The following is a 12,842-nucleotide window of genomic DNA, read 5'->3' on the forward strand; positions in this document are numbered from 1 at the left end:
TTCGCACCGGCGGTCACGCCGGCGTCGTCTGCCACTCCCGGCCGAACCAGCGTCGGATCCGCGTCGAGCCGAAGTCCCGCTTGTCCGCCGCGAGCTCGGCCGACGGTCCCTGGAGCGCGCCGTTCGGCGCCTGCCCGCTGAGGAACGTCACCTCGACCTTGGCCACCTGGTCGTGGCCGAACTCGAGGTAGCAGGTGCCGCGGCCGTCGTAGGTCGAGCCGTCGCCCTCCGCCCGGACCCGGGCGATCAGCGCGTCGGCCACCACCGACGCCTGGCCCTCGGCGAACACGCCGGCCTTGGGCGTCCCCACGCTCGTCACGTCGCCGACGGCGTACACGTCGGGGAAGGACGTCTGCAGGGTCAGCGGGTCGACCGGGATCCAGCCGTCGACGCACAGGCCGGACGCCGCCACCACGTCGGGCACCCGGTGCACCGGGACGCCGAGGAACAGGTCGAACGGCAGCTCGGTGCCGTCGGCGCAGACGGCGACCTTCCTCGCCGGGTCGAGCGAGGCGACGAGCTGCTCGGGGTGCCAGGCGATGCCGCGCGCGGCGAAGGCCTCGAGGAGCGCCTCGGACGCCGCCGGGGAGGGCGGGATCGGCCGGCCGAGCGGCATGACGAGCGCGATCTCGGATGTGTCGCGCACGCCGAGGGCGGTGAGGTGGTCGTGCACCAGCAGCGCGGTCTCGCTCGGCGCCGGCGGGCACTTGAACGGCGTCGAGGTGACCCCCACGACGACCCGCCCGCCGCCGAAGTCGGCCAGCACGTCGCGCAGCTCGAACGCCCCCGCCACCGTGTAGAACTCGTGGCCCGCCTCGACGAGCCCGGGCGTGGCCGAGGGATCCAGGTCGGCACCGAGCGCGACGACCAGCACGTCGGCGTCGAAGGTGCCGGCATCGGTCCCGACCCGCCGGCCGACCGGGTCGATCGACGTGACCTCCGCCTGCACGAACCGCACGCCGGGCTTCACCACGTCCGCATAGGGGTGGACGACGGCGTCGGCGACCGTGCGGCCGAACATCACGTCGAGCTTCGAGAAGCCGAAGACGAACCCGTCGGCCTTGTCGATCAGCACGACGTCGGCGGCGTCGCCCAGCTCCTCGGACAACCGGGAGGTCAGCTCGAGCCCGCCGAAGCCGGCGCCGAGCACCACGATCCTCATCACCCTCGCTCCTGTCGTCGCCGGACGGTCGCACCCTAGGCGTGCGGATCGTCAGCTCGGGTCGTGCGGAGCCCCGCACCGACGGCCCCGGGCCGTCGATCAGCCCGGCTCGCGGAGCGGCTCGAGGCGCGCCGGGACGTGCTTGTGGTGCGGCGTCCCGGCGTACGGGTCGCGGTGGGCGCCCGAGGTCAGCTCGTTCGGCGCCACGCCGACCGGCTGCTCGCCGGGCCGCTCCGTCACGCCGAGCCCGTTCGGCAGCGAGATGTGCCCGGCCCGCATGGCCGGCGACACCTCGACCACGACCCGGGCGGTCCCGCGCTCGGTGCTCAGCAGTGCGGGGTCCCCGTCGGCCAGCCCGAGCGCGGCCGCGTCGGCCTCGGAGACCCGGAGGGCGCCGGCGGCGTCGCGCTTGCGCCACGCCGGTCCGCGGAAGATCGTGTTGGCGGTGAAGGAGCGCCGCTCCCCCGCCGACAGCACGAGCGGGAGGTCGGGGTCGCTGCCCGGCACGTCGGCGGTGGCGAGCCCCGCCAGCGCCTCGATCATGAGCTCGTTGTCGACGTGGATGCGCCCGTCGGCCGTCGCCACGCGCGCCCAGCTGTCCTCGGGATCGTCGGAGCTGAACACGACGCCGCTGGGGCTGTCGAGGATCGCCTGGAACACGGCGTCGCCGAGCGCCATGTCCTCACCCTCGAAGCCGGCCCGCTCCATGCTCGGCCGCAGCTGGAGCGCGGCGATGCCGACGGCGCCCCACAGCAGCGCGGCCGACCTCGTGCCCTCGGGCAGGGTGGGGCCGAGGGTGCGGTAGAGGATCACGGGCAGGGATCGCGCCAGGTCCGGGTGCTCGCCCATGAAGGCGGTGAGGGCCGCGCCGAAGGCCTCCCGCCCCTCCTCCGCCGCCGCAGCCAGCGGCGACAGGTCCACGTCGTCGAGGACGCCGAGCGCCTCGACGATCCGGGCGTGGATCTCGGGCTCGGGCAGCGTGCCCGGCAGCGGCGCGACGAACGGCCGGCGCAGGTGGAAGTGGTTGTCGGGGAACTCGAAGTTGAAGAACGTCGCCTCGGCCTTCTCGTACTGCGACGAGGCCGGCAGCACGTAGTCCGCCCGTTGCGCGGTCTCGGTCATGGCGACGTCGATCACGACGACCAGCTCGAGCTCGTCGAGCGCCTCGCGCATCCGGGGGCTGTCGGCCAGCGAGTGCAGCGGGTTGGCCGACTCGACGAGCATCGCCCGGTAGCGGTCGGGGTGGTCGGTGAGGATCTCCTCGGCGATCACGTTGCACGGGACCAGCCCGCCGATGATCGGCGCGCCGACCACCGGCGAGCGTCGGCTGTCGTCGAGCGTGGCCCCGCTCGTGCTGCCGCCGGCCAGGTCCACGATCGAGGTCGGCACGTACTGGCCGCCGGGCACGGCGAAGTTGCCGGTCAACGCCCAGAGCAGCTTGTCGAGGTAGCTGCAGAGCGTGGAGTTCAGGCCCATCTGCACACCGAGGTCCTCGTACACCGCCACGCTCGAGGCGCCGGCGATCCGGCGGGCGGTGGCCCGGAGGAGCGCCACGTCGACGTCGCAGATCCCTGCGTAGCGGTCGACGTCGACGGCGGCCAGCACCGGTTCGAGCCGGTCGAGCCCCGCGCCGTGCTCGGCGAACCACCGGCGGTCGACGAGGTCCTCCTGCACCAGCACGGCGGCCAGCGCCGCGAGGCACCACGCGTCGGTCCCGGGGCGCACGGCGAGGTGGAAGTCGGCCAGCTCGGCGGTCTCGGTCCGTCGCGGATCGATGACCACCATCGAGCGCTGCGGGTCGCGGGCGATCTCCTTCAGCGTCGTGCGGGCGTGCGGGATGCTGTGGGACTGCCACGGGTTCTTGCCGACCCACACCGACACCTCGGCGTGCTCGACGTCGCCGCGCGTGTAGGCGCCGAGCATCTGGGTGTTGACCCAGAACTCGCCGGTCTTCTCCTGGGCCAGCGCGTTGGACCGGAAGCGGCTCCCGAGCGCCGCCCGCGTCGCGGTCGAGTAGCCGCCGCTGAGGTGGTTCCCCTGCCCGCCGCCGCCGTAGTAGAAGATCGACGCCCCGCCCCAGCGGTCGCGGACCCGGGCGAAGCCGGCGGCGACCTCGGCGATCGCCGTGTCCCAGTCGATCGCCTCGTACGTGCCGTCGGGCCGACGCCGCATCGGCGAGTCCAGCCGGTGAGGACCGTTCTGGTAGTGGTCGAGGCGCAGCGCCTTCTCGCACGTGTAGCCCTGCGACGCCGGGTGCGCCTTGTCGCCTCGGATGCGCTCGAACGTGCGGCCGTCGGGGCCGAGGCGGACCTCGATCCCGCAGTTGCACTCGCAGAGGATGCAGGCGGTCGGGTGCCACTCGCCGCCCGACCTCGTCGGGCCCTCGGCCGCCCCGCTCGCCGTGTCGACCGTCGGGTCGACCGTCGTGTCCGTCACCGGCGCACCCCCCTGCGTTCCGTCACACAACGGACCATAGGGAATGCCGTTCCGTAAGACAACTCACTACGCTCTGGACCATGACCCGCACGAGCACCGCGGACTGGCCCTGCACGATCGCACGGACCGTCGACCTGATCGGCGAGGGCTGGACGCTGCTCGTCATGCGCCAGGCCTGCCTCGGCACGCGGCGCTTCGAGGACTTCCAGCGCGAGCTCGGCATCGGCCGCAACATCCTCACGCTGCGGTTGAACCGGCTCGTCGACGAGGGCCTGCTGCGGCGTGAGGAGTACCAGCAGCGACCGGTGCGCCACGAGTACCGGCTCACCGACAAGGGTCGCGACGTCTACCCCGTCCTCGCGGCCATGGCCGCCTTCGGCGAGAAGTGGCTGGTCGGCGACGAGGGGACGCCGTTGCTCCTGCACCACACGACCTGCGACCACGACATGCACGGCGTCGTGGCCTGCAGCGAGTGCGGCGAGGCGCTCGACGTCCGGCGGGTCCGGGCGCGCCCCGGACCGGGCTACCCGACCACCCGCTGAGCACCGGCTGAGCACCGGCCGCCCGGCGGCTCGGTCGGCGGGCACCGCGACGCGTACGGTCGCGCCCGTGACCGGGAACCGATGGCTGCAGCTGCTCGAGGAGTCCCCGGGCCACTCCGACCGCTACATCGAACGGTTCCGGTCGATGGCGGCCGACGGCGCCGACCTGGACGGCGAGGCGAGATTCGTCGACGCGATGGTCCAGCGGGGCGCGCACCTCCTCGACGCCGGATGCGGTCCCGGCCGCACCGGGGGACGCCTGGCGGCGATCGGCCACCGGGTGGTCGGCGTCGACCTCGACCCGGCGCTCATCGCCGCGGCGGAGCACGACCACCCCGGTCCCACCTGGCTCGTCGGCGACCTGGCCGAGCTCGACCTGGACGCCGTCACCGGTGGCGAGGGCTTCGACGCCGTCGTCGCGGCGGGCAACGTCATGGCGTTCCTCGACCCGGCCACCCGCCGGCCGGTGCTCGAGCGGCTCGGTGCCCACCTCGCGCCGGAGGGCCGGCTGGTCGTCGGCTTCGGCGCGGGCCGCGACTACCCCTTCGACGACTACTTCGACGACGTGGCGGCCGTGGGCCTCCGCGAGGACCTGCGACTGGCCACCTGGGACCTCCGGCCGTTCACCGACGCGGCCGGGTTCCTCGTGTCGGTGCTCTCCCGCTGAGCGCGGCGCCCGGACCACCCCGCAGGACCCACGCCTAGGGTGGGCACCGTGGGACGCGAGCGCGCCGCGGACGTCGTGGGCGACCTCGAGGCGCACCAGGACGCCGCCGAGCTGCCGAAGGTGCGGTCACGGTTGGCGCCCGACGAGCCGGCCATCGGGATGCGCATGCGCGACCTGTTCGCCGTCGCCACGACCCACCGCGACCTCCCGCTCGCCGAGGTGCACGTGCTGCTCGACCACCCCGCGTACGAGCCCCGCATGGCGGCCTGGTGCATCCTCGACCTGCAGGCCCGTCGCGGATCCGACCACGAGGGCCGGGCCCGACGGTTCGAGGTCTACGACGGCCGCCACGACCGGATCACCACGTGGGACATGGTGGATCGCACCGCCCCGCGGGTCGTCGGAGGTCACCTCGCCGGCGGCCCCTACCACCGCCTCCACGAGTGGGCCGGATCGCCCGTGGCCCTCGAGCGCCGCACCGCCATCACCGCACCGCTGTGCTTCGTCCAGGCGGGCTCCGACGCCGACGTCGACGAGGGCCTCGCGCTGGCCGCCACGCTGGCCCGGGACCCGGACCCTCTCGTGCACCTCGCGGTCGGGACGTTCCTGAAGCACGCCGGCACCCGGGACCCCGCTGCGGTCGCGTCGTTCCTGGACCACCACGCCGCCTCGATGGCCCGGCCGGCCGTGCGATCCGCCGCCTCGAAGCTGGACCCGGCCGTCCGGGCGAGGTTCGTCGGGCGATGACCGGCGCCGACCGGCCCTCGACCGCGCACCCGGCACCCGAGGCGCTGGCTCGGTCGCTCGTCGGGTCGGTGCGGGACCGGCTCCGCACCGTGCGGCGCCGACCGCTGGTGGTGGGGCTCGACGGCCGGAGCGGCGGCGGCAAGACGACGCTCGCCGCCACGCTCGTGACCGCCCTCTCCGTCGGCACGCCCCCGATCGACGTCGCCGTCGTCGGCGGCGACGACTTCTACGCCGGCGGCAGCGCACCGACGTGGGACGCCCGGTCGACGGTCGAGATGGCCGACCGGGTCATGGACTGGGGCCGCCAGCGCGACGTGCTCGTCGCCCTCCGGGACTCGGGCGTGGCCACCTGGTCGCCGTTCGACTGGTGCTCCGACGAGTGGGACACCGACGTCGTCCCGCGTCTCGACGCCCCGACGACGTGCCGGGCCGGCGACGTCGTGGTGCTCGAGGGGGCCTACACGTGCCGACCCGAGCTCCACCCCCACCTGGACCTCCGGGTGCTCCTGGATCCGCCGAGGGCGGTCCGGCGGGCGCAGCTGCGCCGGCGCGAGGGCGACTGGCTCCGCTCCGACTGGGACGCCCGGTGGGCCGCGGCCGAGGACCACTACTTCGGGACGATCATGACGCCGGACCGCTTCGACCTGGTGCTGGGCGGCCCGGCCGGCCCACGGACCGGCGTTCAGTCCGGGTCGCCGTCGACGTAGGTCCAGCGGCCGCCGGTCCGCTCGAAGCGGCTCACCTCGTGCAGGCGCCCCGGACCGGACGGCGTCTCGTAGGTGGCGACGAACTCCACCACCCCGGTCAGGTCGTCGGGGCCCCCGTCGCCGATCGACAGCACCCGCAGGCCGGTCCACCTCGTCGCGGGGTCCAGTTCGACCTGCGCCGGACGGGTCGTCGGGTGCCAGGTCCGCAGCAGGTGCTCCGGCAGGCGCTTCGCGTGCGCGCTGTAGCGGGAGCGCATCAGCGCCTCTGCGGTCGGGGCCTCGGCCGTGGCGAGGTGCAGCGGCCGGCAGCAGCGCGAGTACGCGGCGCCCGACCCGCACGGGCACGCCGCCGCCTGCGCCCTGCCGCTCCGTCCTGCCACGCCCGGACGCTAACCGCCGCGGGGGTCGGACCGGTCCCGACGATCGCGGGCGGCGATCGGCGACGAGGACCAGACTCTGGCCATGCCGTCCCTGTGGCCACAGACCCTCCTGGTCGTCGACGACGTCGAGCGGTCGAGCCGCTTCTACTGCGACCTCCTCGGGCTGAGGAGCGGCCACGGCGGCGACGAGTACGAGCAGCTCCTGCACGACGACGAGCTGGTGCTGCAGCTGCACAGCTCGGCGGTCGACCACCACCACGACGCGCTGGCCGATCCGGACGTGGCGCGCGGCAACGGGGTGCTGGTCTGGTTCGAGGTCGACGACTTCGAGGGTGCGCTCGACCGCGTCCGGGCGACCGGCGCACCGATCGAGCGGGATGCCGAGCTCAACCCCAACGCCCAGCAGTGGGAGGTGTGGGTCCGCGACCCCGACGGCTACTCGGTGGTCATCGCCGGCCCCACGCCGTACCGCCCGCGCTGAGGGGACCGGTCTGCGGCCCCGGACGCCCGCCCTCGGGCCCGTGCTATGACTCGTGGCCGGCCGACCCGACCCCCGACCGCGGGACCGATGGAGCGTGATCCGATGACGAAGTACCCCGAGCTCGGCTTCTACGTCCTCGCCGGCGCCCCGAGGTCACCGGCCGAGCTGGTGCCGGAGATCTCGGACGCGGAGTCGCTCGGGCTGGGCGCCGCGTTCATCTCGGAGCGCTACAACATCAAGGAGGCGTGCACGCTCAGCGGTGCGGCCGCGGTGGCGTCCCGGGACCTGCGCATCATCACCGGGGCGACGAACCACAACACCCGCCACCCCCTGGTGACCGGCTCGTACGCCACGACCATGCACTACCTCTCCGGCGGGCGCTTCACCCTCGGGTTGGGTCGCGGCATCCCGATGATGCAGGACGCCTTCGGCATCCCCCGGATCACCACGGCGGAGATGGAGGACTTCGCCGGGCTGATGCGCCGGCTGTGGAAGGGCGAGACGATCTTCGGACACGACGGTCCCGCCGGGTCGTGGCCGGTGCTCCGGCTCGATCCCGAGTTCGACGCCGACATCCCCTTGGCGCTCGTCGCCTTCGGGGAGAACTCGCTCGCCCTCGGCGGCCGGGCGTTCGACGACGTGATCCTCCACACGTTCTTCACCGATGAGACGCTGCAGCGCTGCGTGCGGACGGTGAAGCAGGCGGCCGAAGAGGCGGGCCGCGACCCCGCCGAGGTCCGGGTGTGGTCGTGCTTCGCCACCGTCGGCGATCACCTGCCCGAGCCGCTGCGACTCAAGAAGACCGTGGGCCGGCTCGCCAGCTACCTCCAGGGCTACGGCGACCTGCTGGTCGAGACCAACGGCTGGGACCCCGCGGTGCTGGCCTCGTTCCGGGCCGACCCGGTCGTGTCGTCGTTCCTCGGGCCGATCGACCAGGTCGGCACGACCGAGCAGCTCGAGCACATCGCGACCCTGCTGCCCGACGAGTGGCTGGCACCGTCCGCCACCGGGTCGCCGGAGCGTTGCGCCGCCGCGGTGCAGGGCCAGCTCGATCTCGGTGCCGACGCGGTCATCCTCCACGGCGCGACCCCGACCGAGCTCGGACCGGTGGTCGCCGCCTACGCCGCGGCCGACGAGGGGTGAGCGGACCGTGTACCTGATGCGCTTCGACCTGCGCGCGCCGGGCGCGACCGCCGAGCAGCGGGCCGAGCTCCACCGGACCGCCATCGAGATGGCCCGCTTCGGCGACGAGCACGGCTGCAGCTCGATCGTGCTGTCGGAGCACCACTGCTCCGACGACGGCTACCTCCCGTCGCCGATCACCCTGGCGGCGGCCGTCGCCGCCGTCACCGAGTCGGTGCCGATCGTCGTCGGTGCCACGCTGCTCCCGCTGCACGAACCGGCCCGGCTCGCCGAGGACCTCATCACGCTCGACCACATCAGCCGGGGCCGGGCGATGACCGTGCTCGGGCTCGGCTACCGACCCGAGGAGTACGAGCTGCACGGCGTCGACTACGCCGACCGGGCGAAGGTCGCCGACCGGAAGCTCGAGCACCTGCTGGAGCTCCTGCGGGGCGCCGACGGCTCCGGGGCCCCGCCCCGCGTCACCCCGGCGCCGTTCTCGTCGCCCATCCCGACGCTCGCCTGGGGCGGCCGGAGCCGGGCCGCGGCGCGGCGGGCGGGCCGCAACGGCATCGGCTTCTTCGCGCAGACCGACGCCCCCGGCCTGCAGGAGGCCTACGTCTCGGCCGCCGAGGCGGCCGGCCACGAGCCGGGGCTGTGCATCCTGCCCTCGCCCGACACGCCCTTCATCGTGTTCGTCGACGACGACGTGGACCGGGGCTGGGACGAGGTCGGTGCCGCCCTGCTCGTCGACGCCGAGTCGTACCGGAGCTGGAGCGACGCGGCCGGCACCACCGAGGGCACCGCCAGCCTGTCGGCGGCGACGACCGTCGACGACCTGCGCGCCGCGGAGGCGTCGCACCGGGTCGTGACCAAGGAGGGCGCCCGCCGGATCGTCGCCGAGCACGGGATCCTGGGGCTCCACCCGCTGTGCGGCGGGCTCGACCCCGAGGTCGGGTGGCGGTACCTGCGCAACGCGGTCGACGCGCTCGGCGCCTGATCCGGGTCATCCCCTGAGCCGCGCATCGGCGCGAGCATCTCCGCCATGACCGAGCGAGACGAGCTGCAGCAGGAGCTGGACACCCTCGACGCGGACCTTGCCGCGGCACGACGCCAGCTGGAGAGCCTGCGCGAACAGCGGGAGGACCCCGACGCGCTGCCCGACACGTCCGACGACGCCGTGCTGATCCGGGAGTTCGAGGACCAGCGCGAGATCGTCGCCCAGCTCGAGGCCCGCCACCGCGCGCTCACCGAGCAGCTCGGCTGACCCCGGGCCGCGATCCGGCGCCTCGAGGTCGGACCCGGTGCGAGACTCGCGGCCGTGGTCGTCAACGAGCGCACCGGCGAGCAGGTCGAGTTCGTCGTCGACACCCCCGAGCTGCTCCAGATGGACGTCACCTGGACGCGCCCCGGGCATCGATCGCTCCGCCACCGCCACCCGGGGATGGAGGAGCGCTGGACGATCGTCGAGGGCCGCGCCGCGTTCGAGATCGACGGCGTGATCGTCGACGCACGCGAGGGCACCACGGTCGTCGCACCGATCGACCGACCGCACGTGGCGTGGAACCCGACCGAGGGAGCGGTGCGGCTGCGGATCGAGATGCGCCCCGCGCTCCGTTGGGCGGAGTTCACCCGCCGGTTCTTCGCCGGCGAGGACCCGGCGGCGCTGCTCGAGGAGTACGCCGACGAGGTGGTGCTGGCCCCGCTGGAGGCCTGACCCGGCCTCACGGGGAGGTGCAGCGCCTCGTGCGAGCGGGGCGGTCACGCCTCCCGTGTGAGCAGGGTCTTGCCGACGACGAGGCGGGCCTCCATCGCACGGTGGGCCTGGGCGGCGTCCGCCATCGGGACCCGCGACCCCACGACCGGCCGGAGCCGCCGGTCGGCGACCGCGGCCACCGCCTCGGCGCTGCGGGCGACGAGCGCGGCCGGGTCGGGCGGTCCGAGGCGCCGCACCTCGACCGCCGGCGCCGCCCCCGTCGGCGTGGCCGACCCGCTGGCCATGCCGAAGGGCACGAACACGCCGCCCGGACGGACCAGGTCGAGCGCTGCGGCGCCGACCTCGCCGCCGACGCCGTCGAACGCCACGTCGATCGGGCCGACCTGGACCCGGACCCGACCGGCCCACCCCGGCGCCGCCACCACCACGGTGCGGGCCCCGAGCTCGGCGGGGACGCCGGCCTTCGCGGCCGAGCCCACGACGGCCACCACGTCGGCACCCTCGGCCACGAGCAGCTGGACCAGCAGCGTGCCGACCCCGCCCGCCGCCGGCGCGACCAGCACGGTGGCCCCGGCGGGGACGGCCCCGGCGGCGAGCACCGCGAGCGCAGTGCGGCCGTCGGCCAGGACGGCCAGCGCGTCGAGCGGATCGACGCCGTCCGGGACGTCGACCAGCGCGGATGACGGCGCGACGGCGAGCTCCGCGTCGCCACCGCGCCCGCCGGTCGACGTGACGACGGTCGCGCCGATCGACGAGCGCGCGACGCCGTCGCCGACGGCCACCACCCGGCCGGCCACGCCGTTGCCCAGCACCGCCGGCAGCTCGGGGAGCATCTGCGGGTTCGGTGGACGGCCGGCCCGGATCTGCGTCTCGACGAACGTCACGCCGGCGGCGGCCACCTCGACGAGCACCTCGCCCGGGCCCGGCGCGGGGTCGGGCACCTCCGTCCAGCGCAGCACCTCCGGGGGCCCGAACCGTTCCAGCACGACTGCTCGCATCCCTGCTCCGATCGTCCGGGGCCCTCGGACGGCCCGTCTCCTCGGTCCGCGGCATGTCGCCCGGGCCGTCCGGAGCGGATCGCTCCGTTCGACGGCCAGTATCGGAGCGTATCGCTCCGTTCGCAAGTAGCCTGCGATGCGTGGCCGAGTCGAGCGCCCGTCCCCGAGGTCGCGCCGCCGAGGCGCAGCGCAACGACCGGCTCGTGCTCGAGGCCGCCCGCGACCTCGTCGCGACCGAGGGACCCGGCGTCTCGGTCGCGGCGATCGCCGACCGGGCCGGCGTCGGCATGGGCAGCCTCTACCGCCGCTACCGCTCCAAGACCGAGCTGCTCCAGCGGCTCTGCGTGATGGCGATGGACGAGGCCATCGCCGCCGCCGAGCAGGGCTTGGCCGAGCCCGACGCGTGGACCGGCCTGGCCCACTACGTGCGGCGGTGCGTCGAGTTCCGCTCCGGCTCCCTCGGCTCGCTCGCCGGTGCGATCCCCACGACGCGCGAGATGTGGGACACGGCCGCCCGAGGGCGTGGCATGGTCGACCTCCTGGTGGCCCGCGCCCACAACGCCGGGGCGCTGCGGGCCGACGTCACCGCCATCGACGTCGCCCACCTCGTGCAGTTGTTCGCACCGTCGCTCCCGGTCGCCGACCCCGAGGAGGCCGGCAACGCCAGGGACCGGCTGCTGGCGATCGCGCTGGACGGGCTGCGGCCCGGATCGGCCGAGTCGCTCCCTGGCCGGGCGCCCGACCCGGCCGCGTACGGAGCGGCCTGGGCCGCGGCCGCCGAACCTGACTGAGCCGACCGCGGCCGGCGCCCCATCGAGCTCACCCGTCGTGTCCCGGATCAGTCGGCGGGAGCGACGTCGGCTCGGCCGAGGTCGATCGCCACCGGCAGCGAGCGGTCCCGCCAGCCCGCGAGGTCGCCGTGGCCGCGGGGCTGGTACTTGTCGAACACCAGCTGCCGGGCCGCGGCGGACTCGTCGTCGTCGACGTCCAGGACCCTCGCCTCGCCCGGGTGCGCCGGGGCGTCGCGCGTGGCGATGCCCACGGTGCAGCGGGCGTCGGCCCGCAGGTTCCGCACCCAGTCGGAGGAGTCCCGACCGCCGGCCAGGAGGTAGAGCGTCGTGCCGTCGTCGGCGACGGCGAACCAGATCTCGATCCGGTGCGGCGCGCCGCTCCGGCGGCCGGTCGTCGTGAGGTAGCAGAAGTCGGCGTCGGGGTCCGCCACCGGTCCGGTCGTCGCCATGGTCGTCCTCCTGGTCGCCCCCGGCAGCACCGACGGGCGGCCCAGGGTGCCACGGTCGCCCTCAGCCGGCCACGGCAGCTCGTCCGCCGACGGCGGCGGCGAGCGCGGCGCCCCACTCCCGGGCCCGCACCTCCTCTCCCGGTTCCAGGTCGTCGTGATCGGTCACGAAGAAGCTGGCGGGATCGACGACGAGCCGGGCGCCGTGGCGCCGCAGGAGCTTGGCGATGCCCTTCGACGCCCGGCCCGACACCACGGCGGCCATGTGCCGGCGGGTGTCGAACGCGGCGGCGTCCACCGCCAGCTCCGCACCGCCGAGCCACTCCCTCAGGCCTGTGCCGTCGGCGTCGTCGTCGAGCGTGAGCCACTCGTGTTCGCCTGCGGCCTCCCTCGCGGCGGTCCGCGTGCTCTCCCGGCTCATGCCGTGGACGTGCGTCGGCCCGCCCACCACCAGGAGGTCCACTCCGGCGAGGTCGGGACCGTCGTCGTGGCCGACCGGCACGACGGTGGCCGCCACGCCTCCGTCGCGGAGCCCGTCACCGATCGCGGTCGCGATGCGGTGGGTGTTGCCGTACATCGACTCGTAGACCACGAGCGCCCGCTGGGCGCTGCGCTGGCCGGTCCGGTCCTGGATCTCCATGGTCCA

16 protein-coding genes are annotated in these 12,842 nt (G+C 74.7%); 10 read left to right on the top strand and 6 right to left on the bottom strand.

Features of this window, described 5'->3' with window-relative positions:
* Positions 1-13: 13 nt before the first annotated feature.
* Together LH044_RS03455 and LH044_RS03460 are read right to left on the bottom strand one after the other, a co-directional pair.
* On the bottom strand, positions 14-1,162 hold the full coding sequence (locus LH044_RS03455; RefSeq protein ID WP_227758407.1) for an NAD(P)/FAD-dependent oxidoreductase: 1,149 nt from the start codon (positions 1,160-1,162) through the stop codon (positions 14-16).
* A gap of 99 nt (positions 1,163-1,261) precedes the next feature.
* On the bottom strand, positions 1,262-3,598 hold the full coding sequence (locus LH044_RS03460; RefSeq protein ID WP_227758408.1) for a molybdopterin-dependent oxidoreductase: 2,337 nt from the start codon (positions 3,596-3,598) through the stop codon (positions 1,262-1,264).
* Positions 3,599-3,678: 80 nt separating this feature from the next.
* Here LH044_RS03460 and LH044_RS03465 point away from each other — a divergent pair, with 80 nt between their 5' ends.
* The 4 genes from LH044_RS03465 to LH044_RS03480 all read left to right on the top strand — a co-directional run bounded on the left by LH044_RS03465 (position 3,679) and on the right by LH044_RS03480 (position 6,261).
* The gene (locus tag LH044_RS03465) at positions 3,679-4,140 is read left to right on the top strand and encodes a winged helix-turn-helix transcriptional regulator (protein ID WP_227758409.1); all 462 of its coding nucleotides are present in this window, start codon (positions 3,679-3,681) and stop codon (positions 4,138-4,140) included.
* Between the two features lie 145 nt (positions 4,141-4,285).
* Positions 4,286-4,807, top strand: coding sequence for a class I SAM-dependent methyltransferase (locus tag LH044_RS03470; RefSeq protein WP_374210587.1), 522 nt, complete (start codon positions 4,286-4,288; stop codon positions 4,805-4,807).
* Between the two features lie 48 nt (positions 4,808-4,855).
* Complete coding sequence (locus tag LH044_RS03475) at positions 4,856-5,554, top strand: DNA alkylation repair protein (protein WP_227758411.1); 699 nt, start codon at positions 4,856-4,858, stop codon at positions 5,552-5,554.
* The gene (locus LH044_RS03480; RefSeq protein WP_227758412.1) at positions 5,551-6,261 is read left to right on the top strand and encodes a uridine kinase family protein; all 711 of its coding nucleotides are present in this window, start codon (positions 5,551-5,553) and stop codon (positions 6,259-6,261) included. Before LH044_RS03475 ends, LH044_RS03480 begins: the two co-directional genes overlap by 4 nt.
* On the opposite strand, the gene LH044_RS03485 is transcribed toward LH044_RS03480, so the two are convergent.
* Positions 6,237-6,641, bottom strand: a complete 405-nt coding sequence (locus LH044_RS03485) for a YchJ family protein (protein ID WP_227758413.1) — start codon at positions 6,639-6,641, stop codon at positions 6,237-6,239. The genes LH044_RS03480 and LH044_RS03485 overlap by 25 nt on opposite strands.
* A gap of 82 nt (positions 6,642-6,723) precedes the next feature.
* Between LH044_RS03485 and LH044_RS03490 the strand changes: the two genes are divergently transcribed.
* The 5 genes from LH044_RS03490 to LH044_RS03510 all read left to right on the top strand — a co-directional run bounded on the left by LH044_RS03490 (position 6,724) and on the right by LH044_RS03510 (position 9,961).
* The gene (locus LH044_RS03490; protein ID WP_227758414.1) at positions 6,724-7,122 is read left to right on the top strand and encodes a VOC family protein; all 399 of its coding nucleotides are present in this window, start codon (positions 6,724-6,726) and stop codon (positions 7,120-7,122) included.
* Between the two features lie 102 nt (positions 7,123-7,224).
* A complete protein-coding gene (locus LH044_RS03495) occupies positions 7,225-8,265 on the top strand; it encodes a TIGR03857 family LLM class F420-dependent oxidoreductase (protein ID WP_227758415.1) in 1,041 nt (346 codons plus the stop codon).
* A gap of 16 nt (positions 8,266-8,281) precedes the next feature.
* Entirely contained in the window at positions 8,282-9,244 is a 963-nt protein-coding gene (locus LH044_RS03500; RefSeq protein ID WP_227758416.1) for an LLM class flavin-dependent oxidoreductase, read from the top strand.
* A 45-nt stretch (positions 9,245-9,289) separates the two neighbouring features.
* Complete coding sequence (locus tag LH044_RS03505; protein WP_227758417.1) at positions 9,290-9,511, top strand: hypothetical protein; 222 nt, start codon at positions 9,290-9,292, stop codon at positions 9,509-9,511.
* A gap of 54 nt (positions 9,512-9,565) precedes the next feature.
* Positions 9,566-9,961, top strand: a complete 396-nt coding sequence (locus tag LH044_RS03510) for a cupin domain-containing protein (RefSeq protein ID WP_227758418.1) — start codon at positions 9,566-9,568, stop codon at positions 9,959-9,961.
* A 44-nt stretch (positions 9,962-10,005) separates the two neighbouring features.
* On the opposite strand, the gene LH044_RS03515 is transcribed toward LH044_RS03510, so the two are convergent.
* Complete coding sequence (locus LH044_RS03515) at positions 10,006-10,959, bottom strand: zinc-binding dehydrogenase (RefSeq protein WP_227758419.1); 954 nt, start codon at positions 10,957-10,959, stop codon at positions 10,006-10,008.
* Positions 10,960-11,099: 140 nt separating this feature from the next.
* Between LH044_RS03515 and LH044_RS03520 the strand changes: the two genes are divergently transcribed.
* Positions 11,100-11,750 carry a TetR/AcrR family transcriptional regulator gene (locus LH044_RS03520; RefSeq protein ID WP_227758420.1) on the top strand — a complete coding sequence of 217 codons (651 nt, stop codon included), beginning with the start codon at positions 11,100-11,102 and terminating at the stop codon, positions 11,748-11,750.
* Between the two features lie 47 nt (positions 11,751-11,797).
* On the opposite strand, the gene LH044_RS03525 is transcribed toward LH044_RS03520, so the two are convergent.
* Positions 11,798-12,199, bottom strand: coding sequence for a nitroreductase family deazaflavin-dependent oxidoreductase (locus tag LH044_RS03525; protein ID WP_227758421.1), 402 nt, complete (start codon positions 12,197-12,199; stop codon positions 11,798-11,800).
* Between the two features lie 61 nt (positions 12,200-12,260).
* Positions 12,261-12,836 (bottom strand): flavodoxin family protein, encoded by a 576-nt coding sequence (locus tag LH044_RS03530; RefSeq protein WP_227758422.1) that lies wholly within the window; start codon positions 12,834-12,836, stop codon positions 12,261-12,263.
* Between the last annotated feature and the right edge of the window lie 6 nt (positions 12,837-12,842).

The organism is Dermatobacter hominis (genome assembly GCF_020715685.1).
GTDB classification, from domain to species: domain Bacteria; phylum Actinomycetota; class Acidimicrobiia; order Acidimicrobiales; family Microtrichaceae; genus Dermatobacter; species Dermatobacter hominis.

What these genes read in the sequence shown, in the direction of transcription:
- LH044_RS03500 (WP_227758416.1), top strand. Translation starts at nt 8,282, where the DNA reads ATGCGCTTCGACCTGCGCGCGCCGGGCGCGACCGCCGAGCAGCGGGCC.
- LH044_RS03525 (WP_227758421.1), bottom strand. Translation starts at nt 12,199, where the DNA reads ATGGCGACGACCGGACCGGTGGCGGACCCCGACGCCGACTTCTGCTAC.
- LH044_RS03455 (WP_227758407.1), bottom strand. Translation starts at nt 1,162, where the DNA reads ATGAGGATCGTGGTGCTCGGCGCCGGCTTCGGCGGGCTCGAGCTGACC.
- LH044_RS03530 (WP_227758422.1), bottom strand. Translation starts at nt 12,836, where the DNA reads ATGGAGATCCAGGACCGGACCGGCCAGCGCAGCGCCCAGCGGGCGCTC.
- LH044_RS03470 (WP_374210587.1), top strand. Translation starts at nt 4,286, where the DNA reads ATGGCGGCCGACGGCGCCGACCTGGACGGCGAGGCGAGATTCGTCGAC.
- LH044_RS03495 (WP_227758415.1), top strand. Translation starts at nt 7,225, where the DNA reads ATGACGAAGTACCCCGAGCTCGGCTTCTACGTCCTCGCCGGCGCCCCG.
- LH044_RS03490 (WP_227758414.1), top strand. Translation starts at nt 6,724, where the DNA reads ATGCCGTCCCTGTGGCCACAGACCCTCCTGGTCGTCGACGACGTCGAG.
- LH044_RS03465 (WP_227758409.1), top strand. Translation starts at nt 3,679, where the DNA reads ATGACCCGCACGAGCACCGCGGACTGGCCCTGCACGATCGCACGGACC.
- LH044_RS03515 (WP_227758419.1), bottom strand. Translation starts at nt 10,959, where the DNA reads ATGCGAGCAGTCGTGCTGGAACGGTTCGGGCCCCCGGAGGTGCTGCGC.
- LH044_RS03480 (WP_227758412.1), top strand. Translation starts at nt 5,551, where the DNA reads ATGACCGGCGCCGACCGGCCCTCGACCGCGCACCCGGCACCCGAGGCG.
- LH044_RS03505 (WP_227758417.1), top strand. Translation starts at nt 9,290, where the DNA reads ATGACCGAGCGAGACGAGCTGCAGCAGGAGCTGGACACCCTCGACGCG.